Annotated in this window: 26 protein-coding genes; 7 read left to right on the top strand and 19 right to left on the bottom strand. The window is 68.0% G+C overall.

Annotated elements, in window-relative coordinates; translation table 11 throughout:
- Positions 1-89 precede the first annotated feature (89 nt).
- The 14 genes from COC42_RS07625 to COC42_RS07560 form a co-directional block, all read right to left on the bottom strand.
- On the bottom strand, positions 90-1415 hold the full coding sequence (locus tag COC42_RS07625) for a PQQ-dependent sugar dehydrogenase (protein WP_096342553.1): 1326 nt from the start codon (positions 1413-1415) through the stop codon (positions 90-92).
- A gap of 194 nt (positions 1416-1609) precedes the next feature.
- A complete protein-coding gene (locus COC42_RS07620) occupies positions 1610-2527 on the bottom strand; it encodes a hemolysin family protein (RefSeq protein WP_096342552.1) in 918 nt (305 codons plus the stop codon).
- A gap of 9 nt (positions 2528-2536) precedes the next feature.
- A complete protein-coding gene (gene ybeY / locus COC42_RS07615; RefSeq protein ID WP_096342551.1) occupies positions 2537-3049 on the bottom strand; it encodes an rRNA maturation RNase YbeY in 513 nt (170 codons plus the stop codon).
- Positions 3046-3255 carry a type II toxin-antitoxin system VapC family toxin gene (locus COC42_RS07610; RefSeq protein ID WP_096342550.1) on the bottom strand — a complete coding sequence of 70 codons (210 nt, stop codon included), beginning with the start codon at positions 3253-3255 and terminating at the stop codon, positions 3046-3048. The genes ybeY and COC42_RS07610 overlap by 4 nt, the downstream gene beginning before the upstream one ends.
- An 18-nt stretch (positions 3256-3273) precedes the next feature.
- A complete protein-coding gene (locus COC42_RS07605) occupies positions 3274-4269 on the bottom strand; it encodes a PhoH family protein (RefSeq protein ID WP_096342549.1) in 996 nt (331 codons plus the stop codon).
- 107 nt (positions 4270-4376) lie between these two features.
- Positions 4377-5699 (bottom strand): tRNA (N6-isopentenyl adenosine(37)-C2)-methylthiotransferase MiaB, encoded by a 1323-nt coding sequence (gene miaB / locus COC42_RS07600; protein WP_096342548.1) that lies wholly within the window; start codon positions 5697-5699, stop codon positions 4377-4379.
- Between the two features lie 13 nt (positions 5700-5712).
- Entirely contained in the window at positions 5713-6639 is a 927-nt protein-coding gene (locus COC42_RS07595) for a lysophospholipid acyltransferase family protein (RefSeq protein WP_096342547.1), read from the bottom strand.
- On the bottom strand, positions 6611-7033 hold the full coding sequence (locus COC42_RS07590; protein ID WP_096342546.1) for a Fur family transcriptional regulator: 423 nt from the start codon (positions 7031-7033) through the stop codon (positions 6611-6613). The genes COC42_RS07595 and COC42_RS07590 overlap by 29 nt, the downstream gene beginning before the upstream one ends.
- A gap of 186 nt (positions 7034-7219) precedes the next feature.
- The gene (locus COC42_RS07585; RefSeq protein WP_096342545.1) at positions 7220-7633 is read right to left on the bottom strand and encodes a Ros/MucR family transcriptional regulator; all 414 of its coding nucleotides are present in this window, start codon (positions 7631-7633) and stop codon (positions 7220-7222) included.
- Positions 7634-7741: 108 nt separating this feature from the next.
- Positions 7742-8218 carry a GNAT family N-acetyltransferase gene (locus tag COC42_RS07580; protein ID WP_245843920.1) on the bottom strand — a complete coding sequence of 159 codons (477 nt, stop codon included), beginning with the start codon at positions 8216-8218 and terminating at the stop codon, positions 7742-7744.
- Positions 8215-8832: a tRNA (adenosine(37)-N6)-threonylcarbamoyltransferase complex dimerization subunit type 1 TsaB gene (gene tsaB / locus COC42_RS07575; protein WP_096342544.1), complete on the bottom strand. Its 618-nt coding sequence runs from the start codon at positions 8830-8832 to the stop codon at positions 8215-8217. The genes COC42_RS07580 and tsaB overlap by 4 nt, the downstream gene beginning before the upstream one ends.
- A 5-nt stretch (positions 8833-8837) precedes the next feature.
- Positions 8838-9428: a malonic semialdehyde reductase gene (locus COC42_RS07570; RefSeq protein ID WP_096342543.1), complete on the bottom strand. Its 591-nt coding sequence runs from the start codon at positions 9426-9428 to the stop codon at positions 8838-8840.
- A 46-nt stretch (positions 9429-9474) separates the two neighbouring features.
- Positions 9475-10050: a NifU family protein gene (locus tag COC42_RS07565; RefSeq protein ID WP_096343170.1), complete on the bottom strand. Its 576-nt coding sequence runs from the start codon at positions 10048-10050 to the stop codon at positions 9475-9477.
- Between the two features lie 31 nt (positions 10051-10081).
- Positions 10082-10903: an aspartyl/asparaginyl beta-hydroxylase domain-containing protein gene (locus COC42_RS07560; RefSeq protein WP_245843919.1), complete on the bottom strand. Its 822-nt coding sequence runs from the start codon at positions 10901-10903 to the stop codon at positions 10082-10084.
- A gap of 200 nt (positions 10904-11103) precedes the next feature.
- Between COC42_RS07560 and COC42_RS07555 the strand changes: the two genes are divergently transcribed.
- The gene (locus COC42_RS07555; RefSeq protein WP_096342541.1) at positions 11104-14073 is read left to right on the top strand and encodes a M16 family metallopeptidase; all 2970 of its coding nucleotides are present in this window, start codon (positions 11104-11106) and stop codon (positions 14071-14073) included.
- Between the two features lie 49 nt (positions 14074-14122).
- Here COC42_RS07555 and COC42_RS07550 read toward each other — a convergent pair whose 3' ends face one another.
- On the bottom strand, positions 14123-15631 hold the full coding sequence (locus tag COC42_RS07550) for a M20/M25/M40 family metallo-hydrolase (RefSeq protein WP_096342540.1): 1509 nt from the start codon (positions 15629-15631) through the stop codon (positions 14123-14125).
- A gap of 451 nt (positions 15632-16082) precedes the next feature.
- On the opposite strand from COC42_RS07550, the gene COC42_RS07545 reads away from it, so the two are divergent.
- Positions 16083-17990 carry a ribonucleoside-diphosphate reductase subunit alpha gene (locus tag COC42_RS07545; protein ID WP_096343169.1) on the top strand — a complete coding sequence of 636 codons (1908 nt, stop codon included), beginning with the start codon at positions 16083-16085 and terminating at the stop codon, positions 17988-17990.
- Positions 17991-18211: 221 nt separating this feature from the next.
- On the opposite strand, the gene COC42_RS07540 is transcribed toward COC42_RS07545, so the two are convergent.
- On the bottom strand, positions 18212-18490 hold the full coding sequence (locus COC42_RS07540; protein ID WP_096342539.1) for a DUF2171 domain-containing protein: 279 nt from the start codon (positions 18488-18490) through the stop codon (positions 18212-18214).
- Positions 18491-18600: 110 nt separating this feature from the next.
- Here COC42_RS07540 and COC42_RS07535 point away from each other — a divergent pair, with 110 nt between their 5' ends.
- The 4 genes from COC42_RS07535 to COC42_RS07515 all read left to right on the top strand — a co-directional run bounded on the left by COC42_RS07535 (position 18601) and on the right by COC42_RS07515 (position 21914).
- On the top strand, positions 18601-18888 hold the full coding sequence (locus COC42_RS07535) for a hypothetical protein (protein WP_096342538.1): 288 nt from the start codon (positions 18601-18603) through the stop codon (positions 18886-18888).
- Complete coding sequence (locus tag COC42_RS07530; RefSeq protein WP_096342537.1) at positions 18885-19082, top strand: hypothetical protein; 198 nt, start codon at positions 18885-18887, stop codon at positions 19080-19082. The genes COC42_RS07535 and COC42_RS07530 overlap by 4 nt, the downstream gene beginning before the upstream one ends.
- Before the next feature lie 265 nt (positions 19083-19347).
- Positions 19348-20400 (top strand): ribonucleotide-diphosphate reductase subunit beta, encoded by a 1053-nt coding sequence (locus COC42_RS07520; protein ID WP_096342535.1) that lies wholly within the window; start codon positions 19348-19350, stop codon positions 20398-20400.
- On the top strand, positions 20397-21914 hold the full coding sequence (locus tag COC42_RS07515) for an amidase (RefSeq protein ID WP_096342534.1): 1518 nt from the start codon (positions 20397-20399) through the stop codon (positions 21912-21914). Before COC42_RS07520 ends, COC42_RS07515 begins: the two co-directional genes overlap by 4 nt.
- A gap of 76 nt (positions 21915-21990) precedes the next feature.
- Here COC42_RS07515 and COC42_RS07510 read toward each other — a convergent pair whose 3' ends face one another.
- A complete protein-coding gene (locus COC42_RS07510; protein WP_096342533.1) occupies positions 21991-22416 on the bottom strand; it encodes a DUF4345 domain-containing protein in 426 nt (141 codons plus the stop codon).
- Complete coding sequence (locus COC42_RS07505; RefSeq protein ID WP_096342532.1) at positions 22413-22895, bottom strand: DUF2721 domain-containing protein; 483 nt, start codon at positions 22893-22895, stop codon at positions 22413-22415. The genes COC42_RS07510 and COC42_RS07505 overlap by 4 nt, the downstream gene beginning before the upstream one ends.
- Positions 22896-23108: 213 nt before the next feature.
- Between COC42_RS07505 and COC42_RS07500 the strand changes: the two genes are divergently transcribed.
- Positions 23109-23384, top strand: coding sequence for a DUF1801 domain-containing protein (locus COC42_RS07500; protein ID WP_245843918.1), 276 nt, complete (start codon positions 23109-23111; stop codon positions 23382-23384).
- Positions 23385-23405: 21 nt separating this feature from the next.
- Here COC42_RS07500 and COC42_RS07495 read toward each other — a convergent pair whose 3' ends face one another.
- A complete protein-coding gene (locus COC42_RS07495) occupies positions 23406-24656 on the bottom strand; it encodes an SAM-dependent methyltransferase (RefSeq protein ID WP_096342531.1) in 1251 nt (416 codons plus the stop codon).
- Position 24657 lies beyond the last annotated feature (1 nt).

Below are 24657 nucleotides of genomic sequence, written 5' to 3'. Positions count from 1 at the left end.
ACCTCGGACTTGATCCGGAGACCGGCCGCCTTCTCCGATCGTTGAAGACGGTAGTTGCGTGATCCCGGATCAGGTCCGGGATTCCGGAATCACGAGGCCGGCCGCACCCGCCAGATGACGTTACCCACATCGTCCGCCACCAGCAGCGCACCCGTGCGATCGCCGATCACGCCCACCGGCCGGCCCTGTGCGCGCCCCTCGCCGTCGAGGAAGCCGCCCAGCACCTCGGTCGGCAGCGCCCCTGTCGGGAAGCCGTTGGCGCCGAACGGTACGAACAGCACCTTGTAACCCGCCGGCGGCGACCGGTTCCAAGAGCCGTGCTGGCCGATGAACGCGCCCGAGGCATAGCGGCCACCAAGCTTCACCGCGTCGCTGAAGGCGAGGCCGAGCGAGGCGGTATGCGGCCCCAGGGCATAGTCGGGCCGCCGGGTATATTCGCGAAGGTCCAGCCGCTGCGGCTGTACCCGCTCGTCGGTATAGCCGCCCCAGTAATTCCACGGCCAGCCATAGAAGCCGCCGAATTCGACCCGCGTCAGATAATCGGGCGGCACGTCGGACCCGATCATGTCGCGCTCGTTGACGACGGTCCATAGCGTCCGGTCGGCCGGATTGATCGCCATGCCGACCGGGTTGCGGAGCCCCGCGGCATAGACGCGCATCCGCTTCTGCTCGGGAAACACCTCGAGGATGTTGGCGCGGTACTTCTCGCGGTCGAGGCCATTCTCGGCGATGTTCGAATCGGAACCCACCGCAACGAACAGGCTCGAACCGTCGGGGTTGGCGATGACGTTGCGCGTCCAGTGATTGCCCGCGGGCGGGAGGTCGACGACCTTTTCGGGCCGCGCGTCGATCCGCGTCTGGCCGACCCTGAACGGGAAACGCACCAGCGCATCGGTGTTGGCGACATAGAGCCATTCGCCGACCAGCGCCATGCCGAGGGGCGAGTTGAGATTCTGAAGGAGCGGCGTCCTCACTTCCGCCCGCCCGTCGCCATCCGCGTCGCGCAGCAGGGTGATGCGGTTGGCCGAGGGGACTGCACCGCCCGCCCGACCGATCAGCCAGGCCTGCACGCGCTTGACGATACCGCCGCCCTCGCGTTTCGGCCCGTTCGTTTCGGCCACCAGCACATCGCCGTTCGGCAGCAAGTACATCCAGCGCGGGTGGTCGAGGCCACTGGCGAACGCATCGACCGCGAGGCCCGCGGCCGGCACGGGCTTGGCGCCGTTCGCCCAGCCCACCGGCTCGGCGATGCCGATCGTCGGCAGCCATTGCGCGCGCGGCGGGGTGATGCGCGGCGTCTTGCCCATGACCTGCTCAATGGGCAGCCGCGCCTGGTCGGGTCGAGAGAGATACCAGAACACGCCCGCGCCGAGCGCGATCAGCAGGCCGAGGATGATCAGGATGTGTTTGCGCATGGGCCTGAGATAGCGGCTTGGCCCGAAAGCGAAAGGGTGGTTGGGCGGAAAGCGAGGTCGCCAAAACCGGCGTGCCGCCCCCGCTATGTGCCTCGATGAGGACGCACGCCGCCCCGATTGCGCCTGCGCGGCTCGTGCCGGCGAAATCAACGGGCGCTTGACCCGTTCGTCTCCGAACCCGTGAGGATCAAGCGCTATTCCTCCGGCGCTTCCTCGCGCGGGGGGTGCAGCCTGAGTTTTGCGACGCGGCGCGTATCGGCCTCGACGATCTCGAGTTGCCAGCCGCTGGGGTGTGGAAGGCAGGCGCCCGCCTGCGGCACCTGTCCCGCAAGGACGAAGGCGAGGCCGCCCAGCGTCTCGATATCCTCCTCGACCTCTGCAAGCCGCGGATCGACGAGCTGTGCGACCTGTTCGAGTTCGGCGCGGGCGTCCGCTTCCCACGCGCCGCCGTCGAGCGGCACGAGCAGCGCGTGCGGCGCCTCGTCATGCTCGTCCTCGATCGCGCCGACGATCTCCTCGACCAGATCCTCGATCGTAATGAGCCCCTCAGTCCCCGAATATTCGTCGAGCACGACGGCGAGGTGCGTGCGGCTGGTCTGCATCTGGAGGAGCAGGTCGATCGCGCCCATGGATTGCGGCACGTAGAGCGGCTGCCGGATCAGCCCGTCGAGCGTCGCGGGCGGTGCCTCGCCCGCGGCAAGGATCGCGAACACGTCCTTGATATGGACCATGCCGATGACGTCGTCGAGATTCTCCCGATAGACGAGAAGGCGGCTGTGCCCCTCCTTGGCGAAACACTGGACGAGGTCGGCGAAGGACGTCTTCTCCTCGATCGCGGTGATATCGGCGCGCGGCACGCCGACGTCGCCCGCGTCGCGCTCGCCGAAATGGAGGAGGTTGCGGATCATCTGCCGCTCGACAGGGGCGAGGTCGCCGGCGACGGGTGCCTCGGCCTCCTGCTCATGCTCGGCGATGACGTCCTCGATGCGGGTGCGCAGGCTCTCGTGGCTTTCGTCGCCGAAGAGAAAGGCGCGAAGGCCGCGCCATATGCCGCCGTCGGCGGGGGGATGAAGGTCGCCGGTCGCGGCGCCGGTACTTTGGCCCTCGGGCATTGGGGGTCGTCAGTCCTCTTCGATGGGATAGGGGTCGTGCAGGTTCAACTCGGCCATGACGGCGCGCTCGATCGCTTCCATCGTCTCGGCCTCGCCATCGCCTTGATGGTCATAGCCTAGCAAATGAAGGCAGCCGTGAACAATCAGGTGCGTGGCATGTTCCGCGGGCGCGATGCCGCGCTCGGCCGCCTCGGCCACGCATACGCCGCGGGCGAGGACGATGTCGCCGAGCAACACCTCGCCATCGTCGCTGTTCTGCGTGACGGTATCGAGCAGGTCGGGCTGGATCATCGGGAAGGAGAGGACGTTGGTGGGCTTGTCCTTGCCCCGATAGTCACGGTTGAGCGTCCGCACCTCTTCATCGTCGGTCAGGCGGACGGCGATCTCGATCGTCGCGGGGCTTTGAAGCCACTCGGCCTGCGGCGTGCGGCCAATCGCCGCGCGCGCGGCGCGGTCGGCGATCCCCTGCCACTCGCCCCTGTCGCCCCAATCCGGCTCGGCCTGGACGGCCACTTCGATCATGAAAGGTCGGTCCTTGCGAAATTGCCACCCTTGGAGAGCAACCGCGCGCCATGCGCCTTCGCGCACTCATAGGCGAAGCGGTCGCCCATGTTGAGGGCTGCCAGCATGCGGGGGCCATACCGCGCATGAGCGTCGAGCGCGAGTCGGCGTTCGGCGTCATCAATCGGCACGAGGCGAAGTTGTGAGGCCGCGTCGAAGTCTTCCACCTGCTCACCTGCTCGGTTTCAATCGCCGCCCTCGTAAGCGTTGACGATACGCCCGACGATCGGGTGGCGAACGACGTCGGCGGCGGTGAAACGGACGATCGACAGGCCCTCGATCCCCTCGAGCCGTTGGACCGCGTCGTTGAGGCCGGAGGCACCGACGCCGCCGGGCAGGTCGGTCTGGTTGGGATCGCCGCACACCACCATCCGGCTGTTCTGGCCGAAGCGCGTGAGGAACATCTTCATCTGCATCGGCGTCGTGTTCTGCGCCTCGTCGAGGATGACGAAGGCGTCGGCAAGCGTGCGGCCGCGCATGAAGGCGATCGGCGCGATCTCGATCTCGCCGCTCGCGATGCGCCGCTCGACCTGCTCGGCGGGCAGGCAGTCGTAGAGGGCGTCGTAGAGCGGGCGCAGATAGGGATCGACCTTGTCCTTCATGTCGCCGGGCAGGAAGCCGAGTTTCTCCCCTGCCTCGACCGCGGGGCGCGACAGGATCAGCCGCTGGACGCTGCCCGAGATGAGCTGCGCCACCGCCTGTGCCACGGCGATATAGGTCTTGCCGGTGCCGGCCGGGCCGAGCGCGAAGATGATGTCGTGGCCGACCAGCTGCTGCATGTAATAGGTCTGCGCGGCCGATCGCGGCACGATCGTCTTCTTGCGCGTCCGGATCATGATCGGCGGCGGCGCGGCGGGGTCGCGGCGGATGATGCCGTCGAGCGTCGGTTCGGACGCCATCGCGATCACCGCATCGACCAGGCCGGGATCGATCTCCTGCCCCTGGATCAGCCGCGAATGGAGGCCCTGAAGCACGTCGCGGGCAAGCGCCACGCTCTCCGCCGTCCCCTCGATCCCCACCTTGTCGCCGCGCGCGGTGATATAGACACCGAGGCGGTTCTCGAGCGCGACGAGGTTGGTGTCATATTCGCCGAACAGCTGGGGCAGCATCTCCGGCCGGTCGAAGGCGAGTTCGATCCGCGACTTTTCCCCCGCGCGGGCGGGGACGGGCTTGCGGCTCATGCGATCCTTTCACGCTTCACGGGGCGCAGTCTGTCAGAGTGCGGGAACGCCGTACAACGCGAAAATGACGCATCATCGCGCGAGGCCCGTGCGGCGTGGCGCGAAAGTCACGCGGCAGCGCGGACCCGCTCCACACCGGCCAGCGAGTTGGGATCGGCGCGGACCACCTCGACCTCGACGATGTCGCCGATCGCGGCGTCGGTCATGAGGTGGACCGACTGGAGCCAGGGCGACTTGCCGAGCATCTGGCCGGGAAGCTTGCCCTTCCGCTCGATCAGCACCTCGCAGGTACGACCCAGCGTCGCCGCGTTGAACGCCGCCTGATCGCGGTTGAGTGCCGCCTGGAGGCGCTGGAGCCGCTCGTCCATCACCGCGGCGGGCACCGTGTCCTGCATCGTCGCGGCGGGAGTGCCGGGGCGCGGGCTGTATTTGAAGCTGAACGCCTGCGCATAGCCGACCTCGTCGATCAGGCTCAGCGTCTCCTCGAACTCGGCATCGGTTTCGCCGGGGAAGCCGACGATGAAGTCGCCCGACAGGGCGATGTCGGGGCGAACCGCGCGGATGCGGTCGAGCAGGCGAAGATAGGTATCGCGCGTATGACTGCGGTTCATCGCCTTCAGCACGCGGTCGCTGCCCGCCTGCACCGGCAGGTGGAGGAAGGGCATCAGCTTCTCGACCTCGGCATGCGCGCGGATGAGGCCGTCGGTCATGTCGTTGGGGTGGCTTGTCGTATAGCGGATGCGCGCCAGCCCCTCGATCCGATCAAGCGCGTGGATCAGCGCCTCAAGACCGTTCTGGTCGGCATCCCGCCAGCCGTTGACGTTCTGCCCGAGGAGGGTGATCTCGCGCGCGCCAGCATCGACCAGCGCCCTGGCCTCGTCGACGATCGCCCCCATCGGCCGGCTGACCTCCGCCCCGCGGGTATAGGGGACGACGCAATAGGTGCAGAACTTGTCGCACCCTTCCTGCACCGTCAGGAAGGCCGAGGGGCCGACGCGCCGGCGCCGGGGGAGCGCGCCGAACTTCGATTCGGGCGGCATGTCGGTGTCGAGCGCGGGGGCGCCGGCGGCGGCCCTCGCCACCAGATCGGGCAGGTTGTGATAGGCTTGCGGCCCCACCACCACATCGACCCTGGCGCGGGCGACGATTTCCGCCCCCTCGGCCTGTGCCACGCAGCCGGCGACGGCGATCATCGGCTTGCGGCCGCCGGCAGCGGCGTGCTTGCGGATGCGGCCGATGTCCGAATAGACCTTCTCGGTCGCCTTCTCGCGGATGTGGCAGGTGTTGAGCACGACGAGGTCGGCGGCATCGGCATCGGCAACCGGCGTCAGCCCCTCCGCCGCCATCAGCTCGCCCATGCGCTCGCCGTCATAGACGTTCATCTGGCAGCCGAACGACTTGACGTGGAAGGTCTTGGGAGCGGTGGTCATGACGGGCGCGCCCTTAGCGAAGATCGTCCGCCTCCGCCACCCGCGGGGTCTCGTCGGGTAGCGGCGGTGCGCCGCGTTCTACGGCATAGCGCACCGGCGCAACGTCGTGGGCGAAGGGGCGGAGCGGCTGGCCGAGCGCGGCGACCAGCGCCGTTTCGATCCGGCGGCGGCTCTCGGCGGCGATCGCCTTGCGCCCCGGAAAGTCGGCTGGGAAGAAGGGTTCGAGGAAATGGACCTTCAGGCGGAAACTGCCCGGCCGCGCGAGGATTCGCCTGGCGTTGTTGACGCCGCCCTCCGCGCCGATCCAGCCGATCTCCTCGCCCACCGCGCCATAGTCGAGCAGCACGGGCTGGACCATGACACCCGGCGGCGGCGGTTCGAGAACACGCAGCATCGGCGTCTTGAACGGAAGGAGCGAGCGGCCGTCGGTCGTCGTCCCCTCGGGAAAGATGGTGATTGCCCAATTGTCGGCGAGCGCGTCGCGCAGCTGATTGATCTGCTCGGCGACGCCCAGCCGGTTCTCGCGCTTGACATAGACGGTGCGGTTGAGCCCTGCGAGCCAGCCGACCAGCGGCGAGCTGGCCAGCTCGGCCTTGGCGACGAAGGCGGTACCGCTCGCGCCGCCGAGCGCGAGGATGTCGATCCAGCTCAGATGGTTCGACACGTAGAAGACGTCGCGGCGGAGCGGCGTGCCGATCTTCTCGACCCGCGCCCCCGCCACCCACGCGACCCGCCCAAGGAACCAGCGCGGCCAGGGCGAGGGGAGGCGGAGGAGCCGCCAGAGATAGTGCATCGGCACATGGCTCAGGACGAGCAGCGCCATGAGCGCGATCCGTGCCCAGAGCCGGACCAGCTCGGGCATTGTCAGCCGGGTCGCCAGCCCCGCGGCGGCCTCGGCCCGCCGCGCCGCGTCACGACTTGCGGTCGAGTGCGACGCCATAGAGCTCCATGCGGTGATCGACGAGGCGGAAGCCCAGCCGCTCGGCGATCTGCTTCTGCAAGAGCTCGAGCTCGGGATCGACGAACTCGATGACCTTGCCCGTCTCGACGTCGATCAGGTGGTCGTGATGCGCCTCGGGCGCAGGTTCGTAGCGCGCGCGTCCGTCGCCGAAATCGTGGCGGTCGAGGATGCCCGCCTCCTCGAACAGGCGCACGGTACGATAGACGGTCGCGATCGAGATGCCGCTGTCGATCGCCGAGGCGCGGGCATAGACCATCTCGACGTCGGGATGGTCCTCCGCTTCGGAAAGCACGCGGGCGATCACGCGGCGCTGTTCGGTGATGCGCAGGCCCTTTTCGTGGCACAGGGCTTCGAGGTCGATCTTGCGAGGCATGGGGCCGATGTAATCGGCTCGGCGCGTCGAGGGAAGAGCGCGGCGCCAGCGAACGACTCGCAACTATGAGAAGCGGCACCGGTCCGCTCCCCCACCCCGCCACCCGCTCAGTATCCTGATGGATCGCCGGGTGAAGGAGCGGGCCGGCGCCGCTGGAACGGGCGTCAACCAGTTCTCAAACGACTCTTACCGCTTGCGGCGCTGGGTACCGAGGCCGATCTTCTTGGCCAGGCTTCGGCGCTGCTCGGCGTAGTTGGGTGCGACCATCGGATAGTCGGCGGGCAGGTTCCACTTGGCGCGGTACTGCTCGGGCGTCATCTGATAGTGCGTCATCAAGTGACGCTTGAGCATCTTCAGCTTCTTGCCGTCCTCAAGGCAGACGATGTAGTCGGGCTTCACCGACGCGCGGACCGAGACTGCCGGCTCCTGCTTGATTTCGGGCTCGGCGACGACGCCGCCAAGACCCGAGAGCGCGCCATGCACGTTCTGGATGAGCAGCGGCAGGTCCGACACCGCGACACTGTTGTTGCTGACATGTGCGGCGACGATGTCCGCGGTCAAGGTGACCAGCGTTTCGTTCAGCTCGTTCTGATCGTTCATTCCATGTCCTTTTCGACCCGTCAGGATTGCGTCTGTCGCGCAAGTCCGCGCGGCTCCTATCGGGGTATCGCATGGCGACTTCAAGGCGGGCAGTTGAGCTTTTGGCGGTCAGCCGAGCGTTAGACTGAAGCTGTGGGCGTCGAACACATCGCCCGTCGTCCCGCGGTAATATTCGCGGCGGACGCCGACTTTCCGGAAACCCTCGCGCTCGTAAAGCGCTATCGCGCCGTTGCCGGCGCGAACCTCGAGATGGAGGACGGCGGCGCCGCGGTCGCGGCAGTCGGCGACGATGCCGCGCAGCAGCGCCGCGCCGACGCCTCGCCGACGCATCGCGGGACGGACGGCGAGGAGCAGGAGTTCGGCCTCGTCGGCGGCGAGTCGCGCGAGTGCGAAGCCCGCCGGCTCGCCCGCCAGCTCGGCGACCGTCAGCCAGACGCCCGGCAGCGACAGGATGCCGAGGCACTGGCCCTGCGTCCACGCCTCTCCATAGCGCGGGTCGAAGCTCTCGCGCATCAGCGCGTCGATCAGCCGCACCTCGGCCGGGCCGGCGCCGCGCAGCAACGTGCCGCCGACCGCGGTGCTCAAGCGTGCCCCGGCAGCTTGGCGTCGGGCGCACGGCCGTAGATCGGCGTCGGCGCAAGCGCACGCTCGGCGGGCGGCAGCAGCAGCGCGTCGGCGGCCGCGGGATGGCGCGCCGTCAGGTCGCGATGCCCGTCGGCCAGATGACGGATGCCGTCGCCCACGATCGGCAGATCGGCCGGCAACTGGTCGAGCGCCGCCGCCGGCGTCAGCGACGCAAAGGAGCCGCGCGGGGCAAGGGGGGCGTCAAAGGCCTGCACGAACACCTCACCGTGCCCCCCTTCCATCACGACCGCAAGCGCCGCGAGTTGGGGGCGGTCGGCAAGGGCGCGGGCGGCGACCAGCGGCAGCGCGCTGTACCCCGTCACCGACACGTCCCAACCGAGCGCGAGGCCGCGTGCGGCGGCAAGGCCCACGCGGATGCCGGTGAAGCTGCCCGGCCCGCAATCGACGAGGATGGCGTCGGCGCGGCCGCCTCCGGCCAGTTCGGCGATCATCGGCAGCAGTCGCTCGGCATGGCCACGCCCGACTACCTCGTGCCGCGCGTCGACCACATCGCCGCCTTCGATCAGCGCGACCGAGCAGGCGGCGGTGGCAGTTTCGATGACGAGCGTGCGCAATGCGGTTATTCGATGCGCCCGAAGGTCTCGAACTCGGGGCGCGGGCTGCGGTCGAAAATCGTCGAGGGATCGCCCTTGCCGAAGGTCGAGATGAAGTTGACGCGCACCCGCGGCTGGTCGGCAAAGAAGGCGGCGTTGACCTTGTCGGGATCGAAGCCCGACATCGGCCCCGTGTCCCAGCCGAGCGCGCGCGCGGCGATGATGAAATACGCGCCCTGAAGCGAGCTGTTGCGGAACGCGCTCTCGCGCAGCGCCTCCTCGGTCTTGAACCAGCTCTTGGCGTCGGTGTGCGGGAACAGCCAGGGCAGCTGCTCGTGGAAGTCCAGGTCCATGCCGATCACGACGCTGGCGGGTGCCTTGCGGATCTTGTCGGCATTGCTGTCGCTCGCGGCGGCGGCGAGCTTTGCCTTCGCCTCGTCGCCGAGCACCCAGACGAAACGCGCGGGCTGCTGGTTGGCGGAGGTCGGCCCCATCTTGATGAGGTCGTAGATCGCCCGCACGTCCGCCTCGGTCACGGGCGTATCGTCATAGCCGTTATAGGTGCGCGCGGTGCGGAAGATCGTGTCGAGCGCGGCGTCGTCGAGCGGCTGGCCCATCGAAAGCGGTCCCTTGTCGTTGTCGGATGGTGCGAGGCGCGCCGGGTCAGACCGCGCGCACCTCGGTCACTTCGGGCACATAGTAGCGCAGCAGCTGCTCAATGCCCTGCTTGAGGGTCGCCGAGGACGACGGGCAGCCCGAGCAGGCGCCCTGCATCTGGAGATAGACCTTCCCCTTCTCGAACCCGCGATAGACGATGTCGCCGCCGTCATTGGCGACTGCGGGACGGACGCGCGTGTCGATCAGCTCGCGGATCTGCGCGACGATGTCGGCGTCCTCGGGATCCTCGACGAAGGTCGCGTCGTCGGCGGGCACGGCTATGCCCGCGGCGTTGCCGGGGCGGAACAGCGGCATGTCGCCGGCGAAGTGGTCGAGCAGGATGCCGAGCACATCGGGCTTGAGGCTCGCCCAATCGACGCCGGGCGCCGCGGTGACGCTCACGAAATCGCGGCCGAAGAACACGCCGGTCACGTCGCCCAGGCCGAACAGCGCGTCGGCGAGCGGCGAGGCCTCGGCCTCTTCGGGACTCGCGAAGTCGCGCGTGCCGCCGGCCATCACCTCGCGGCCGGGCAGGAACTTCATCGTCGCGGGATTGGGCGTGGCTTCGGTCTCGATCAGCATGCCCGCCATGTGGCCGCGCGGCTGCTATCTATCAAGTGTCGAGGGCGCTGATCGCCCGGTTCCAGGCGTGGATGTTGGCGCGCGCCTCCTGCACGAAGGCCGAGCGGCGGACGGCGCCCAGAACCAAGTCTGCGATCCACTTGCCCGGCTGGGCGAGCGGGCGCTCGAACTGGATGAGGAGGACGACGCGGGTGCTCGTGCTGTCGTTCCAGACCTCGTGGTCATAGGTGTCGTCGAAGACGAGCGTCTCGCCCTCTGCCCAGCGGACCACCCGGTCGCCGACGCGCATCCGGGCGTCGCCGTCCTGCGGCACGATCAGCCCCAGGTGGCAGGTGATGAGCCCCTTGGTCACGCCGCGATGCGCCGGGATGTGCGTGCCGGGGGCGAGGATCGAGAAGAAGGCGCTGACGAGGCCGGGGATCTCCGTCACCGCCCGCGCAGTCGCGGGGCAGCGGGCGAGGTTCTCGGCAATCGGATAACCATAGCCATGAAGGAAGAAGGAACGCCACGCCTCGGGCGCGGCGATCGCGCGGTGATCGGGCGAGACTTCCGACAGGCTCGGCGCAGCGCGGCGGTCGAGCGCCACCGTTAGCGCCTCGTCGCGGATCGCGCGCCATTGCCGCCGCAGCGCGCATGTCCAGGCGAAGTCGCGCATATCGAGCACGGGTTCGTTCGAGACGAGCGAGGAGCCGCCGATCAGGCGGTCGAAGGCGCCGCGCAGATGCTTGCCATAGCGGATGATGATGGGGCGGTCCCGGGCCGGCGCGAGCGTTGGCGGCTGCGCCGACGCTTCGATATGCTGGGGGACCGGCGCATCGGGCGGCGAGGGGCGGCTTTGGGCAAGCACGGTCACCGGGGGTAAGCTCTTGGACGCCATAGGGATTGTCGCCGCTAGGCGAGCTTCGCGTCCGAAACATGGCGATCCCCGACCCGATTGCGGCAGCGCCCGGGGCAGGTGTCCCCCCGGCTGCCGCCCTCGCATGCAGCACGGGCTGCACCGGCCGTTCGAGCAGTGGGGTGGCGGGCCGCGCCAAAGCCCGCTAGCGTTAACGAATGATCCCCCCGATCCGTTCGCGCCTGGCGCTCGGCGCGCTGTCGCTCGCCGCCGCTTTTCCGCTCGCCGCCCAGACCGCCGCGCCCGCCCCCGCGCCGCAGACCGCCGCGCCCGCCGCCATCCCGCTGATGCAGCCGGGGTCCGTTCAGACCGCCGACGAGCCCTGGCTCTACAAGGGCAGCGACATTACGCCCGACCCGGCATGGACGTTCGGGACGCTGCCCAACGGCCTGCGCTATGCCGTGCGCCGCAACGGCGTGCCGCCCGGGCAGGTGGCGATCCGCGTGCGCATCGACGCCGGCTCGCTGATGGAGGCCGACCGCGAGCGCGGTTTCGCGCACCTGATCGAGCATCTGTCCTTCCGCGGCTCGCAGTACGTGCCCGACGGCGAATCGAAGCGGCTGTGGCAGCGGCTGGGCGTCACCTTCGGCTCGGACACCAATGCCAGCACGACCTTTACCCAGACGGTCTACAAGCTCGACCTCCCTTCCGCGACGCCCGCGGGGCTCGATGAGAGCATGAAGGTGCTGGCGGGGATGATGGCCGCGCCGACGCTGACGCAGGCCGCGCTCGACGCCGAGCGGCCGGTGGTGCTCGCCGAGCAGCGCGAGCGGCTCAATCCCTCGATGCGGTTCTCCGACGCGACGCGCAGCCTGTTCTTCGCGGGCCAGCCGCTCGCCGACCGCTCGCCGATCGGCACGGTCGAGACGCTCAACGGCGCGACGGCGGCGAGCGTGCAGGCGTTCCACGAGCGCTGGTACCGCCCCGACCGCACGACGATCGTCATCGCCGGCGACGTCGATCCCGCACAGCTCCAGGCGCTCGTGCAAAAGCATTTCAGCGGCTGGACGCCCAAGGGGCCGGCGACGCCCGCGCCCGATTTCGGCAAGCCGCAGGAGGGCAAGCCCGCCAGCGCGGTGTCGGTCGAACCCTCGATCCCGCCGGTCGTCACCATGGCGATCCTGCGCCCATGGACGATCGAGGCCGACACCGTGCTGTTCAATCAGGAGCGGATGATCGACCAGATCGCGATCCGCATCCTCAACCGCCGGCTCGAATCGCGCGCGCGCGGCGGCGGCAGCTTCATCACCGCCAATGCCGATCTTCAGGACGTCGCCCGCTCGGCCAACCTGACCGCGGTCAGCATCGTGCCCGTGGGCGAGGATTGGGAGACAGCGGTGCGTGACGTGCGCCGCGTCATCGCCGACGCAATGGTCAACGCGCCAACGCAAGCCGAGATCGACCGCGAAGTGGCCGAGATCGACGCCGCGATGAAGAACGCCGTCGATACTTCTCGGGTCGAGGCCGGCGCGATCCAGGCCGACGAGATCGTCCAGGCGGTAGACATCCGCGAAACCGCGGCTTCGTCGGAGGGCTCGCTCGGCATCTTCCGCGGGGCGGTGGCGAAGAAGTTCTTCACGCCCGCGCGCGTGCTCGCCGCGACGAAAAAGGTGTTCGAGGGCGATCGCCGCGCGATCGTCAACACGCGCACGCCTGACACCAATGTCCAGGCACGCCTCGCCGCCGTGCTCGACGAGGACGTATCGAAGCTTGCCTATATGCGTGCCCGCGGCGGGGCGATCGGCTTTGACAAGCTGCCGCGTCTCGGCCGGCCGGGCAAGGTCGCGACCCGCAAGATCGTCGTCACCGAACCGTCGATCGAACAGATTGATTACGCGAACGGCGTCAAGCTGCTGGTCTTCCCCAACGAGTCGGAGACCAACAAGGTCTATGTCCGCGTCCGCTTCGGCAATGGCCTGCGCGGGCTGCCGTCTGATCGCGTGACGCCGGTTTGGGCGGGCGACCTGGCGCTCATCCCCTCGGGCATCGGCAAGTTCGGGCAGGAGGAGATCGACCGCCTGACCAGCGGGCGGCAGATCGGGCTCGACTTCGCGATCGACGACGACGCCTTCATGTTCGGCGCGCTGACGACGCCCGCCGATCTGGCCGACCAGCTCAAGCTGATCGCCGCCAAGCTCAATTCGCCCGGCTGGGACCCAAATCCAGTGGCACGGGCGCGGGCGGTGATGCTGGCGGGCTATGCCGGGCTCGAGGCATCGCCCGACGCGGTGCTGAGCCGCGACCTCGAGAAGCTGCTCCACAATGGCGACGCGCGCTGGGGCGTGCCGCCGCGCGAGGCAGTCGAGAAGCTCGATGCGAAGGCGTTCCGCGCGTTCTGGCAGCCGATCCTCGCCTCGGGCCCGATAGAGGTGCAGGTGTATGGGGACGTCAAGGCAGATGCCGTGGTCGATGCGGTCGCCGCCTCGTTCGGGGCGATGAAGCCGCGGCCGGAGGCGCCCATCACCGGCCCGTCGCCCGACTTCCCCGGGCATGCGGCCCAGCCCGTGGAGCGCACGCACGAGGGGCAGCCGAATCAGGCCGCGGCGGTCATCGCCTGGCCGACCGGCGGCGGCAGCGACGCGATCAGCGAGAGCCGCCGGCTCGAAGTGCTGGCCGCCATCTTCCGCGACCGGCTGTTCGACCGGCTGCGCAGCCAGGCGGGGGTTAGCTATACGCCCAACGTCGTCAACGACTGGCCCGTGGGGATGCCAGGCGGCGGCCGCCTGATCGCGATCGGCCAGGTGCCGCCCGACAAGACCGGCTTCTTCTTCGAGGCGGCACGCGCGATCGCCGCCGACCTCGTCGCGACGCCCGTCGGCGAGGACGAACTGCGCCGCGCACAGGTGCCGGTGGCGCAGAGCTGGATCCGCATGTCGAGCGGGAACACCTTCTGGATGATGCAGACCGCAGGCGGGACGCGCGATCCCAAGCGCCTCGCGTCGATCGCGACGCTGCCGCAGGATCTCGGCCGGATGGCACCGGCCGAGTTGCAGGCGCTGGCGGCGAAATATCTGCGGCCCGAGCGCGACTGGACGATGACGGTCGTGCCCTCGGCGAAGGTTCTGGCAGGAGCGACCCCGGCAACATCGGCCGTGGCAGCCCCGACTGGGGCACCGGCGGCGCGCTAACCCGGATCGTCACCCCGGACTGGTTCCGGGGTGACGGAAGGGGGCGGGATCAGGCCGTTGCCGCGACCTGATACAGAAAATCGACGAACCCCATCGTCGCGTCCTTCATCCCCATCACCTTGGGGTTGGTGCTCTCGATCAGGAAATATTCGTCGGGAGCGTGCGCGCCGCTGCCGTGGCCGAAGCCGAACTGGCCGGCGGGCAGGCCCAACGGCGGCCCGGTGAAGATCACCCCCGGCCAGCTGCCCGCCAGCCGCGGCGCGAGTGTCGCGGGCACGCCCAGCCGCTCGCAGGTGGCGAGCTCGGCGCGGATCAGCGCGCTCGCCTCGTCGGTCTGGGTCGGGCCATAACCGCCCGAGACGTTGATCTCGACGTCCCCGAACCCCCGCTTGTCGAGATGCGCACGCAGCTTCTGGAGCGTGTCGTCGATCGTCATGTCGGGGACCAGCCGGATCTCGATCTTGGCGGTCGCGCGCCCGGGCAGCACGGTCTTGCCGCCGGGGCCGGTATAGCCCGAGACCAGCCCCTGAATGTTGACCGTGGGCACCTGTGCCAGCCGGACGAGCGAGGCCTCCCAGTCCATGTCGTCGATCCAGCGGGCGACGCCGAGCTGCCGCTTCACCACCGCCTCGTCGGTCGCGCGCGCGGTCATCGCGATCAGCTCGCGCTGGCGGGGGGTCAGCGGCACGACCTTGTCCTGGATGCCGTCGATCATGACCGTATTGCCGTCGGGGCTGACGAGGGTCGAGAGCGCCGCGACGAGGCGCCAGGGCGGGCTGTCGACGCGCGCCTTCTCGCTCGAATGGATGTCGCCCTTGGGCCCGCGGCCCCATTTCTCGCCCGAGACGGTGAGCTCGAACTCCATCGCCCCCTTGGCGCCGAGGGCAAGCGTCACCGCGCCGGTCGCCGGGTTCTGCCAGCCGGTCGGGATGATGACGCCAACCGACTTCTTCAGCGCCGCGGCCACGCGCGGGGTCTGGACGATCTCGTGAAAGTTCGGGGAAGCGATCTCCTCTTCCCCCTCCGCCACGAGGACGAGGTTGACGGGGAGCTTGACGCCGGCGCGCCTGAAGGCGTGGAGCGCGGCGAGGAACACCGTCTCCGGCCCCTTCTGGTTGACCGCGCCGCGGCCGACCATGACACGGCCGAGACCGGGCTTGTCGACGATCCGCCCTTCGAGCGGCGGGCTCGACCATTCCTTGGGGTCGTACTGCTTGACGTCGTACATGAAGTAGATGCCGAGCGTCTTCTTCGCGCCCGCGTCGAGCGTCGCGAACACGCCGGGCTTGCCGCTCGACGGGACGATTTCTGCCGTCTGGAACCCGGCGTCGAGCGCGAGGCGGCGCATATAGTCGGGACCCTCGGGATAGCCGCGATTCTCCGCGGCGATCGAGGGGAGGGCAATCCACTCGCGCAGCCGCTCGACGGCGGCAGCGTGCCCGGCCTCGACCGCGGGGCGCAGCTTCGCCGCGGGATCGGCCGCCAGCGCCGGGCCCGCCGCCGCGCCCGCGAGACCCGCCGCACCCGCCTTCAACATCGCCCGCCGATCGATTGTCATGCCTGTCGCTCCCCCACAAGATGTTGGGGTCAGCATCGCCGTCGCGTCGTGGCACGGCAAGCCGCTGCGGCCGAAATGATTCTTCCACGGGTTTCTTTTTGCTGACCCTTTGGATGCCCTTGCCAATCGCAAAGGTGAGGAACATCCATGCGTCGCAGCCGATGAGCGGTTCTACTGCATCGACGAACCGATTCAGTTTAGCGACGAACCGAGTCCCTAAAACGTCATTTACCCGCTTGTGCGTAAACGCGATTGGCCACAATCTATTGCGGTCACGTCAGGGGGCTGACACAAGAGGTGGTATCAGGACGCCGCGACACCATATCGCGGTGATGGCCCTGCCGCCGCCGCGAGGCCCCGGCGCGATCACTTTTTGTTCTCGCGCGTGGGCGGGGCGGTGGTAGCATCGCACGACGACGCCCGAGTCGAACGTATGAGGAACGGGGCCGTCATGGATTTCAGGGACGATCAGCGCGTGAACGACAGCACCGACATTGCCGAAGCCCCCGCCCTCGAAGCCGCCGCGGCACCCAAGCCCAAGCGCGATTCGAAGTCGATCGACGCACAGCTCTATGCGGTCGAGGTTGATCACGGCCGCGACGCGCTGCTGACCGAGTTCGGCAAGGAGACGCTGAAGGACCGTTATCTCCTGCCCGGCGAAAGCTATCAGGACCTGTTCGTGCGCGTGGCTTCGGCCTATGCCGACGATGCGCCGCACGCCCAGCGGCTCTACGACTATATCTCAAAGCTGTGGTTCATGCCGGCGACGCCCGTGCTGTCGAACGGCGGCACCGGGCGCGGCTTGCCCATCTCCTGCTATCTCAACTCGGTCCCCGACAGCCTGGAGGGCATTGTCGAGACGTGGAACGAGAATGTGTGGCTTGCTTCGCGCGGCGGCGGCATCGGCACCTATTGGGGCAATGTCCGCGGCATCGGCGAGCCCGTCGGCCTCAATGGCAAGACCAGCGGCATCATTCCGTTCGTGCGCGTGATGGACTCGCTGACGCTGGCGATCAGCCAAGGGTCGCTCCGCCGCGGCTCGGCCGCCTGCTATCTCGACATCAGCCACCCGGAGATCGAGGAGTTCCTCGAGATCCGCAAGCCCTCGGGCGACTTCAACCGCAAGGCATTGAACCTCCATCACGGCGTACTGATCCCCGACGCCTTCATGGAAGCGGTCCGCGACGGCGCCGAGTGGGAGCTCAAGTCGCCCAAGGACGGCAGCGTCCGCGGCAAGGTCGATGCGCGCGCGCTGTTCCAGAAGCTGGTCGAGACGCGGCTGGCGACGGGCGAGCCCTACATCGTGTTCAGCGACCATGTGAACAACACGATGCCCAAGCATCACCGTGACCTGGGCCTCAAGGTATCGACCTCGAACCTGTGCAGCGAGATCACGCTGCCGACCGGCCGCGATCACCTCGGAAACGACCGCACCGCAGTTTGCTGTCTGTCGTCGCTCAACCTCGAAACCTGGGACGAGTGGAAGGACGACAAGCGTTTCGTCGAGGACGTGATGCGCTTCCTCGACAACGTCCTCACCGACTATATCGAGCGTGCGCCCGACGAGATGGCCCGCGCCCGCTATTCGGCGGCGCGCGAGCGGTCGGTGGGCCTTGGCGTCATGGGTTTCCACAGCTTCCTCCAGGCACGCGGGCTGCCGTTCGAGGGGGCGATGGCCAAGTCGTGGAACCTCAAGATCTTCAAGCACATCGCCGCGCAGGTGAACGAAGCCTCGATGCAGCTCGCGGTCGAGCGTGGCCCGTGCCCGGATGCGGCCGACATGGGCGTGATGGAGCGGTTCAGCTGCAAGATGGCGATCGCGCCGACCGCGTCGATCAGCATCATCTGCGGCGGCACGTCGGCCTGCATCGAGCCGATCCCGGCCAATATCTACACGCACAAGACGCTGTCGGGCAGCTTCGCGGTCAAGAACCCGTATCTGGAAAAGCTGCTGATCTCCAAGTCGAAGAACTCGGACGCGGTGTGGAACACGATCCTCGAGCGCGGCGGCTCGGTCCAGCATCTCGACTTCCTCAGCCAGGAGGAGAAGGACTGCTACAAGACGAGCTTCGAGATCGACCAGCGCTGGGTGCTCGAGCTTGCCGGCGACCGCGCGCCCTATATCGATCAGGCGCAGTCGCTCAACCTGTTCATCCCTGCCGACGTCGAGAAGTGGGACCTTCTGATGCTCCACTTCCGCGCGTGGGAGCTCGGCATCAAGTCGCTCTACTATCTCCGCTCGAAGTCGGTGCAGCGCGCCGGGTTCGCCGGCGGGGTCGAGGCCGACAACACGATCGAGAAGCCGAAGTTCGAGCTGGGCGAGTCGACTGACTACGACGAGTGTTTAGCCTGCCAGTAATCGGAAGGAGGTGATTTGTTTGGCTTCCAACGAGAAAACTAGTTCGCGTGTTGCGTCTATCGCTAGCCGGGGGATGAAGAACCCCGCCAGTCTGACGCCCCGCGAAATCAAGTCGGTCTCCGCAGCGGCTCTAACGCAACGGCCAGATCGGAAGCGTTGATGATAACCTCCAACTGACGGGGGAGGATCGAAGCCTCCCCCGTCACCAGGCAAAGAAGATGTCAGACCGGCTCGCCGCCTTCTTCCTCCTCGAACGTCACCGCGACGTCGGCATTGGCGGAGAGGCGGACCTGGTCGCCCTCGACCTCGGCGACGAGGCCGGCGGGGATGAAGTGATGGTGGCCCGCATGATGCCCTTCGCCGGCGCCCTCGATATCGGCGCCCGAGTCCTTCTTGGTGAGCTTGATGCGGTCGCCCTCGACGCGGTCGACGGTGCCGACATGCACGCCGTCGGCACCGATGACTTCCATATGCTCGCGGATGTTGTTGAGGTCGGCCATTTGGGGTCTCCTACTGGGGGTTCCGCGCTCGAACGAGCGGGCGGGGGATTGGATGCGCGGTCCTTCGTCACGCGGAACAAGTCCGGAGCGACGATAAGGCGTGTCGCGGCATGAAGCGCCTCGTTCCCCTTCTGCTGCTCGCGCTCGCCGCCTGTGCGCGTCAGGTGGGGGATGCCGTGGCGCCCGGTGCCCCTGGGTTCCTCCACGGGCTTTGGCACGGGTTCATCTTCCCCGTTTCCTGGGCTCTAAGTCTCTTCATGCCCGACGTCGCCGTCTATGCCGTGCCCAACAATGGCGGCTGGTATGACTTCGGCTATTTCCTCGGCATCGTCGTGTTCGGCGTCGGCGCGCGCAAGACCCGGACGGTAACGGTCGTGAAGTGGCGCGAGCGGCGATGAGCCTGTCGATCGCCATCATGTACGCCGTCGCGGCGGTGCTGGTGCTCGCGGGCACCGGCCTTCTCGCCGCGCTCGCCCGGCCGGCCTCGCCGGGGCGGGTCTATGCCTTCCGCATGGTCGGCATCATGGCGCTGGCCGGCGGCGCGGTGCTGGCGATGAGCGCGACGGCGCTGTGGCGGGGAGGCGAGGGGTGAGCATCGCGGCCTTCGCCTCCCTGAGTGTCGTTGGTCCTGGTCTCCTGACGCTCGGCATTTGGACTCTGGTGCGCCGTCAATGGTATGACGGTGTACCCTTGGCCGAAGTGCTGATCGATCGCGCTGCCGGGATCGAGCCGCCCCAGCGTACCGCGTCCGATCGAGCGTTCGCCCGCTTCCATGCATGGGCGAGCGTCGTGTTCGGATCATTTTTCACACTGTGTCTCTGCGCAGTCCTCTTCTCGTCTTTCTCGGAGTAACGCCCATGCCCCTTCTTCAGGCCTCCAAGCAGTACAAGCCGTTCGAATACCCCTGGGCGTTCGATTTCTGGAAGCGCCAGCAGCAGCTCCACTGGCTGCCCGAGGAGGTGCCGCTGGGCGAGGATTGCCGCGACTGGGCACAGAAGCTCTCCGACCACGAGCGCAACCTGCTGACGCAGATCTTCCGCTTCTTCACCCAGGCCGATGTCGAGGTGCAGGACTGCTATCACGAGAAATACGGCCGCGTGTTCAAGCCGACCGAGATCAAGATGATGCTGACCGCGTTCAGCAACATGGAGACGGTCCACATCGCCGCCTATAGCCACCTGCTCGACACGATCGGCATGCCCGAGAGCGAGTATGGCGCCTTCCTCGAATATGCCGAGCTGAAGGACAAGCATGATTACATGCAGAATTTCGGCGTCGATTCGGACGAGGACATCGCCCGCACGCTCGCCATGTTCGGCGGCTTTACCGAAGGCGTGCAGCTGTTCGCCAGCTTCGCGATGCTGATGAACTTCCCGCGCTTCAACAAGATGAAGGGCATGGGCCAGATCGTCAGCTGGTCGGTGCGCGACGAGAGCCTGCACTGCGAGGGCATCATCCGCATGTTCCACGCCTTCTGCGCCGAGCGTCAGTGCCTGACCAAGGCGGTGAAGGACGACATCGCCGATGTGTGCCAGACGACGATCCGGCTCGAGGACGCCTTCATCGACCTCGCGTTTGAGATGGGGCCGGTCAACGGCATGACCGCCAAGGACATCAAGAAGTATATCCGCTACATCGCCGACTGGCGCCTCAGCCAGCTGGGTCTGAAGCCCATCTACATGATCGACGAGCACCCGATCCCGTGGCTGACGCCGCTGCTCAACGGCGTCGAGCACGCCAATTTCTTCGAGACGCGCGCGACCGAATATTCGAAGGGTGCGACGCGCGGCAACTGGAACGACGTCTGGTCGAGCTTCGACAAGCGCAAGAAGGTCGTTGCCGCCCCGGCGAACGAGGACCCGCGCGACGAAGGCGACATGTTCGCGCGCGCCGGAGTCGCGGCGGAGTGAGTGCGGGGCGGGTTGCGGTCTTCCTGCTTCTCGCCGCCGCCGCCCTTCCGGCGGCGGCGCAGGAGGCGTCGAGCCTTGATGCCACCCGCACCTATCTCAAGCGGATCGAGGCGATCGACCGGGCGGGGCCGCGGCTCAACTCGGTGATCGCGGTTGCGCCCGATGCCGAGGCACAGGCGCGGCGGCTGGACGACGAGCAGGCCAAGGGACGCGTGCGCTCGCCCGTCCATGGCTGGCCGGTGCTCATCAAGGACAATATCGAGACGGTCGAACTGCCGACGACTGCGGGCAGCCTGGCGCTCAAGGACAACAGGACCCGGCGCGACGCGCCCGTTGCCGCGCGGCTGCGCGCGGGCGGGATCGTCATGCTGGGCAAGACCAACCTGTCCGAATGGGCGAACATCCGCTCGTCGAACTCGATGAGCGGGTGGAGCGCGGTCGGCGGGCTGGTGCGCAACCCCTATGCGCTCGACCGGACGGCGTGCGGGTCGTCGAGCGGGACGGGCGTGGCGATCGCCGCCGGCCTCGCGCGCGCGGGCGTCGGGACCGAGACTGACGGCTCGGTCATCTGTCCCTCCGCGATCAACGGCCTCGTTGGCATGAAGCCGACGCTCGGCCTCGTCAGCCGCACCCATGTCGTCCCGATCAGCCACAGCCAGGACACGCCCGGCCCGATGGCGACCAGCGTGCGCGACGCCGCCGCGCTGATGGCGGTGATGGCGGGGAGCGATGCCGCCGACGCGGCGACGCGCGAAGCGGATGCGAGGAAGGGCGACTACGCCGCGCGGCTGAACCCTGCGGCGCTCAGCGGCATGCGCGTCGGCGTATTGCGGCCCGAGGGGCTTTCGGAGGCGCTCGCGCGCCAGTTCGACGCGGCGCTCGCGCGGCTGCGCGCCGCGGGAGCCGTGCTGGTCGAGGTCAAGCAGCCCGAGACCAAGGGGCTGGGCGAGGCCGAGTTCGACGTGCTCAAGATGGAGCTGAAGTCCGACCTTGCCGCATATCTCGCCACCACGCCGCCATCGGTGAAGGTACGCACCCTCGCCGACGTCATCGCCTTCAATCGGGCGAATGCTGCGACCGAGATGCCGTTCTTTGGACAGGACATCTTCGAGGCGGCGGAGAAGACCGGCGGCACCGCCGACCCGCGCTACAAGCCGGCGCGGGCCAAGTCGCTGGCGCTGGCGACCCAGGCGCTCGACACGATGCTGGCCAAGGTCGCGGTGATCGTGACGCCAAGCTATGGCGCAGCGTGGCTGTCGGACCCGGTGCATGGCGACCAGGTGAGCGGCCCCTCGGCGAGCGGACTGCCCGCGGTGGCCGGCTATCCGCATCTTACCGTGCCGATGGGGCAGGTGATGGGACTGCCCGTCGGCCTCTCCTTCATCGGGCCGAAATGGAGCGAGCAGCGCCTGTTCGATGCGGGTGCGGGGTATGAGGCGGCACGCGGGCCGCTGCCGGGGCCGCGCTACCTGCCGAGCGTGGCGGCGGGGCCGCGGCTCGAAGGGGCGGAATAATCCTCACTCGTCACCCCGGCCGTGAGCCGGGGGGCGCTGCCATTCTACCGCCGCGACGAGGAAGCGGGATCCCGGATCAAGCCTGTCCCGAGCGAGGTCGAGGGGGCAGGGACGACGTTCGTCTGGCGAGAACCGCCTGCCAAGCGAGGACAATGGGGACCAGCCCCAGTTCGATGCCCAGGCCACCCAGATGCCCCGCTGACGGCGCGCCGACCTGGATGAAGCTCCACGCCCGGCCCAGCCCGCCGGCGATCACCAGCGCGCCGAGCAGGCGGAGGCGCGGTCCCTTGCGCTCGATGCCGGGGATGCAGCTTGCGAAGCCGAGGCCGAGGGCAAGGAAGATGCCCGAGAGATAGCGGAAATGGCTGTCGAGATCGGTGGCGACCGGCGCGGCCTGTCCCATCCACACCGGCCCGCGCGCGAGGCTGATCGCGGCGACCGACAGCGGCACGATGCTGGCGAGCGCGACCACCGCCTGAAGCGCGCCGCGCCCGGCAGTCACGGGTGCCAGCGCCTTTTGCTCGTTGGGTCGAGTTCGAGCAGTTCGGCACGGATGTGCGATGCCTTGAGCGACATGCGCACCTCGATGAGGAAGAAGACGAGGCCGGCGATCAGCATCAGCATCGATCCGATGAAGGCGCTGGCGACGACGGTGCCGATCTTGAGATTCGACAGCTCGGCGATGAACAACAGCGCGACCACCGCGCAGATCGCGATCGCCGAGGCAGTGACGAGCGAGATCGAGGCGTTGATGACGGTGATCCGGCGATCGATGCGCCTGAGTTCCCAGACATGGCGGTCATGCTCCGGCCCCGTCGTGCGTGGGTGCAGCTGTTCGAGCGCGCGGGCACGATCGATGACGCGCGCCAGCCGACCGGTCAGCACGTTGAGCAACCCTGCGATTCCGGCGAGCAGGAACACCGGCGCGATTGCGATCTGGATCGTCTCGGCGACGGTCGAAAGGACGAACCCGAATTCCATGGCCGCGCCTTCATGGGATGGCGCCCGCCACCGGGCAAGTGGCAAAGTCGTGCGATGCGACTCGGGCGGGAAAAGATGCCGTGACCCTCAAGACGCAGGCGACCGAGGCGGATGTCGATGCCTTCATCGCCTCGGTGCCCGATCCGGCGCGGCGCGCGGATGCCGCGGCACTCCGCGCGCTCTACGAGCATGTCTCCGGGGGAGCGGGCGCGAATGTGGGGCGCGAGCATCGTCGGCTGCAGCGAATACAGCTATCGCGCCAGCGGCAAGGACCAGCGGATATGCGCGATCGGCTTTTCCCCGCGCAGGGCCGAGACGGTGCTCTATCTGGCGCAGGACTTTCCCGAGAAGGCCGACCTGCTGGCGCGGCTCGGCCCGCATCGGACGGGGGTGGGCTGCGTCTACCTCAAACGGCTGGACCGGGTGGATGCGGGGGTGCTTGAACAGCTGGTCGCCGCGTCATGGGCGAGCACGCTTGGAAAGCCATGAGCCTCCCGGCGCCGGGGAGGATCAGGCCATCACCACCGGCTCTGCGATCTCGCCCAGCGCGCGTTCCTGCTCCAGCATGTAATCGCGCGTGATCGGCAGCGCGTGGCGGTCGCGTGCATATTGGAGCTGGTAGTTGACGAGCCCGCCATGGCGGAAGCTCACCTCGCTGCCGGCGAGGTAATAGGTCCACATCCGGTAGAAGCGCTCGTCATAGAGCGCGACGATCGCCTCCTTCGCGGCGATGACGCGGTGATACCAGGCCGCGAGCGTGTAGGCATAATGGAGTCGCAGTACCTCGACATCGGTGAGGAACATGCGGAGGCCCTCATGCCCCTTCGCGATCTCCGACAGCGCAGGAATATAGCCGCCGGGGAAGATGTACTTGGCGGTGAAGGCGTCGGTCGTCCCCGGCCCGCCCGCGCGGCCTATCGTGTGGAGCAGCATCACTCCCTCGGGCGTCAGCAGGTTGCGGCACTGCCTGAAGAAGGTGCGGTAATGCGCGGGTCCCACATGCTCGAACATGCCGACCGACACGATCCGGTCGAACTGACCGGTCATGTGGCGATAGTCGATCAGCTCGAAGCGGACCTTGCCGTCCACCCCCGCCATCTCGGCCCGGCGGCGAGCGACCTTGAGCTGTTCTTCCGACAGGGTGATGCCACACACCTCCGCCCCCGTCGTGCGGTGGAGGTAGAGTGCCATCCCGCCCCAGCCGCAGCCAATGTCTAGCACCTTCATTCCCGGCTCGATCGCCAGCTTGGCGGCGATATGAACCTTCTTGTCGAGCTGCGCCTGTTCGAGGGGGGTGGCCGGATCGGTGAAATAGGCGCAGCTGTACTGTCGGTCGACGTCGAGGAACAGGTCGTAGAGCCGGTCCGACAGGTCGTAATGGTGCGCGACGTTGCGCTTCGCCCGGCGCGCCATGTTGATCCGGTCGATGCGGAAGCGGACTGCATCGATCGTGCGCTTCGCCGGGCTCGCGTTGAGCGTGCCGAGGCCCGCTTCCCAGCGGTTGTTGGCGGTGGCGAGATTGAGGAAGTCGCGGATGTCGCCGCGCTCGATGATCAAGCGCCCGTCCATGAACCCCTCTGCCGCGCCGAGGCTGGGGTCGGCGAGCAGCTGCCTTAACGCCCGCCCATCGGCGAAGCGGATGGCGACGGCTCCGAGCTCGGCATCGGGCGCACCATAGGTTGCGGTCCGCCCGCCCGGAAAGGTGACGGTCAACTCGCCGCGACGGATCGCGCGGGTGAGGAAGCGATCGATGAGCGACATG

The sequence above is a fragment of the Sphingomonas spermidinifaciens genome, assembly GCF_002351485.1.
GTDB classification, from domain to species: Bacteria; Pseudomonadota; Alphaproteobacteria; order Sphingomonadales; family Sphingomonadaceae; genus Sphingomonas; species Sphingomonas spermidinifaciens.
Note: the sequence above shows the minus strand (reverse complement) of the source record. Positions and strands in the feature narration are given on the sequence as shown.

Bases quoted from the DNA above. Each gene is read 5' to 3' on its own strand.
- COC42_RS07625 (WP_096342553.1), bottom strand. From the start codon at position 1,415: ATGCGCAAACACATCCTGATCATCCTCGGCCTGCTGATCGCGCTCGGC.
- COC42_RS07620 (WP_096342552.1), bottom strand. From the start codon at position 2,527: ATGCCCGAGGGCCAAAGTACCGGCGCCGCGACCGGCGACCTTCATCCC.
- ybeY (WP_096342551.1), bottom strand. From the start codon at position 3,049: ATGATCGAAGTGGCCGTCCAGGCCGAGCCGGATTGGGGCGACAGGGGC.
- COC42_RS07605 (WP_096342549.1), bottom strand. From the start codon at position 4,269: ATGAGCCGCAAGCCCGTCCCCGCCCGCGCGGGGGAAAAGTCGCGGATC.
- miaB (WP_096342548.1), bottom strand. From the start codon at position 5,699: ATGACCACCGCTCCCAAGACCTTCCACGTCAAGTCGTTCGGCTGCCAG.
- COC42_RS07595 (WP_096342547.1), bottom strand. From the start codon at position 6,639: ATGGCGTCGCACTCGACCGCAAGTCGTGACGCGGCGCGGCGGGCCGAG.
- COC42_RS07590 (WP_096342546.1), bottom strand. From the start codon at position 7,033: ATGCCTCGCAAGATCGACCTCGAAGCCCTGTGCCACGAAAAGGGCCTG.
- COC42_RS07585 (WP_096342545.1), bottom strand. From the start codon at position 7,633: ATGAACGATCAGAACGAGCTGAACGAAACGCTGGTCACCTTGACCGCG.
- COC42_RS07570 (WP_096342543.1), bottom strand. From the start codon at position 9,428: ATGGGCCAGCCGCTCGACGACGCCGCGCTCGACACGATCTTCCGCACC.
- COC42_RS07565 (WP_096343170.1), bottom strand. From the start codon at position 10,050: ATGCTGATCGAGACCGAAGCCACGCCCAATCCCGCGACGATGAAGTTC.
- COC42_RS07555 (WP_096342541.1), top strand. From the start codon at position 11,104: ATGATCCCCCCGATCCGTTCGCGCCTGGCGCTCGGCGCGCTGTCGCTC.
- COC42_RS07550 (WP_096342540.1), bottom strand. From the start codon at position 15,631: ATGACAATCGATCGGCGGGCGATGTTGAAGGCGGGTGCGGCGGGTCTC.
- COC42_RS07545 (WP_096343169.1), top strand. From the start codon at position 16,083: ATGGATTTCAGGGACGATCAGCGCGTGAACGACAGCACCGACATTGCC.
- COC42_RS07540 (WP_096342539.1), bottom strand. From the start codon at position 18,490: ATGGCCGACCTCAACAACATCCGCGAGCATATGGAAGTCATCGGTGCC.
- COC42_RS07535 (WP_096342538.1), top strand. From the start codon at position 18,601: ATGAAGCGCCTCGTTCCCCTTCTGCTGCTCGCGCTCGCCGCCTGTGCG.
- COC42_RS07530 (WP_096342537.1), top strand. From the start codon at position 18,885: ATGAGCCTGTCGATCGCCATCATGTACGCCGTCGCGGCGGTGCTGGTG.
- COC42_RS07520 (WP_096342535.1), top strand. From the start codon at position 19,348: ATGCCCCTTCTTCAGGCCTCCAAGCAGTACAAGCCGTTCGAATACCCC.
- COC42_RS07505 (WP_096342532.1), bottom strand. From the start codon at position 22,895: ATGGAATTCGGGTTCGTCCTTTCGACCGTCGCCGAGACGATCCAGATC.
- COC42_RS07500 (WP_245843918.1), top strand. From the start codon at position 23,109: ATGTGGGGCGCGAGCATCGTCGGCTGCAGCGAATACAGCTATCGCGCC.
- COC42_RS07495 (WP_096342531.1), bottom strand. From the start codon at position 24,656: ATGTCGCTCATCGATCGCTTCCTCACCCGCGCGATCCGTCGCGGCGAG.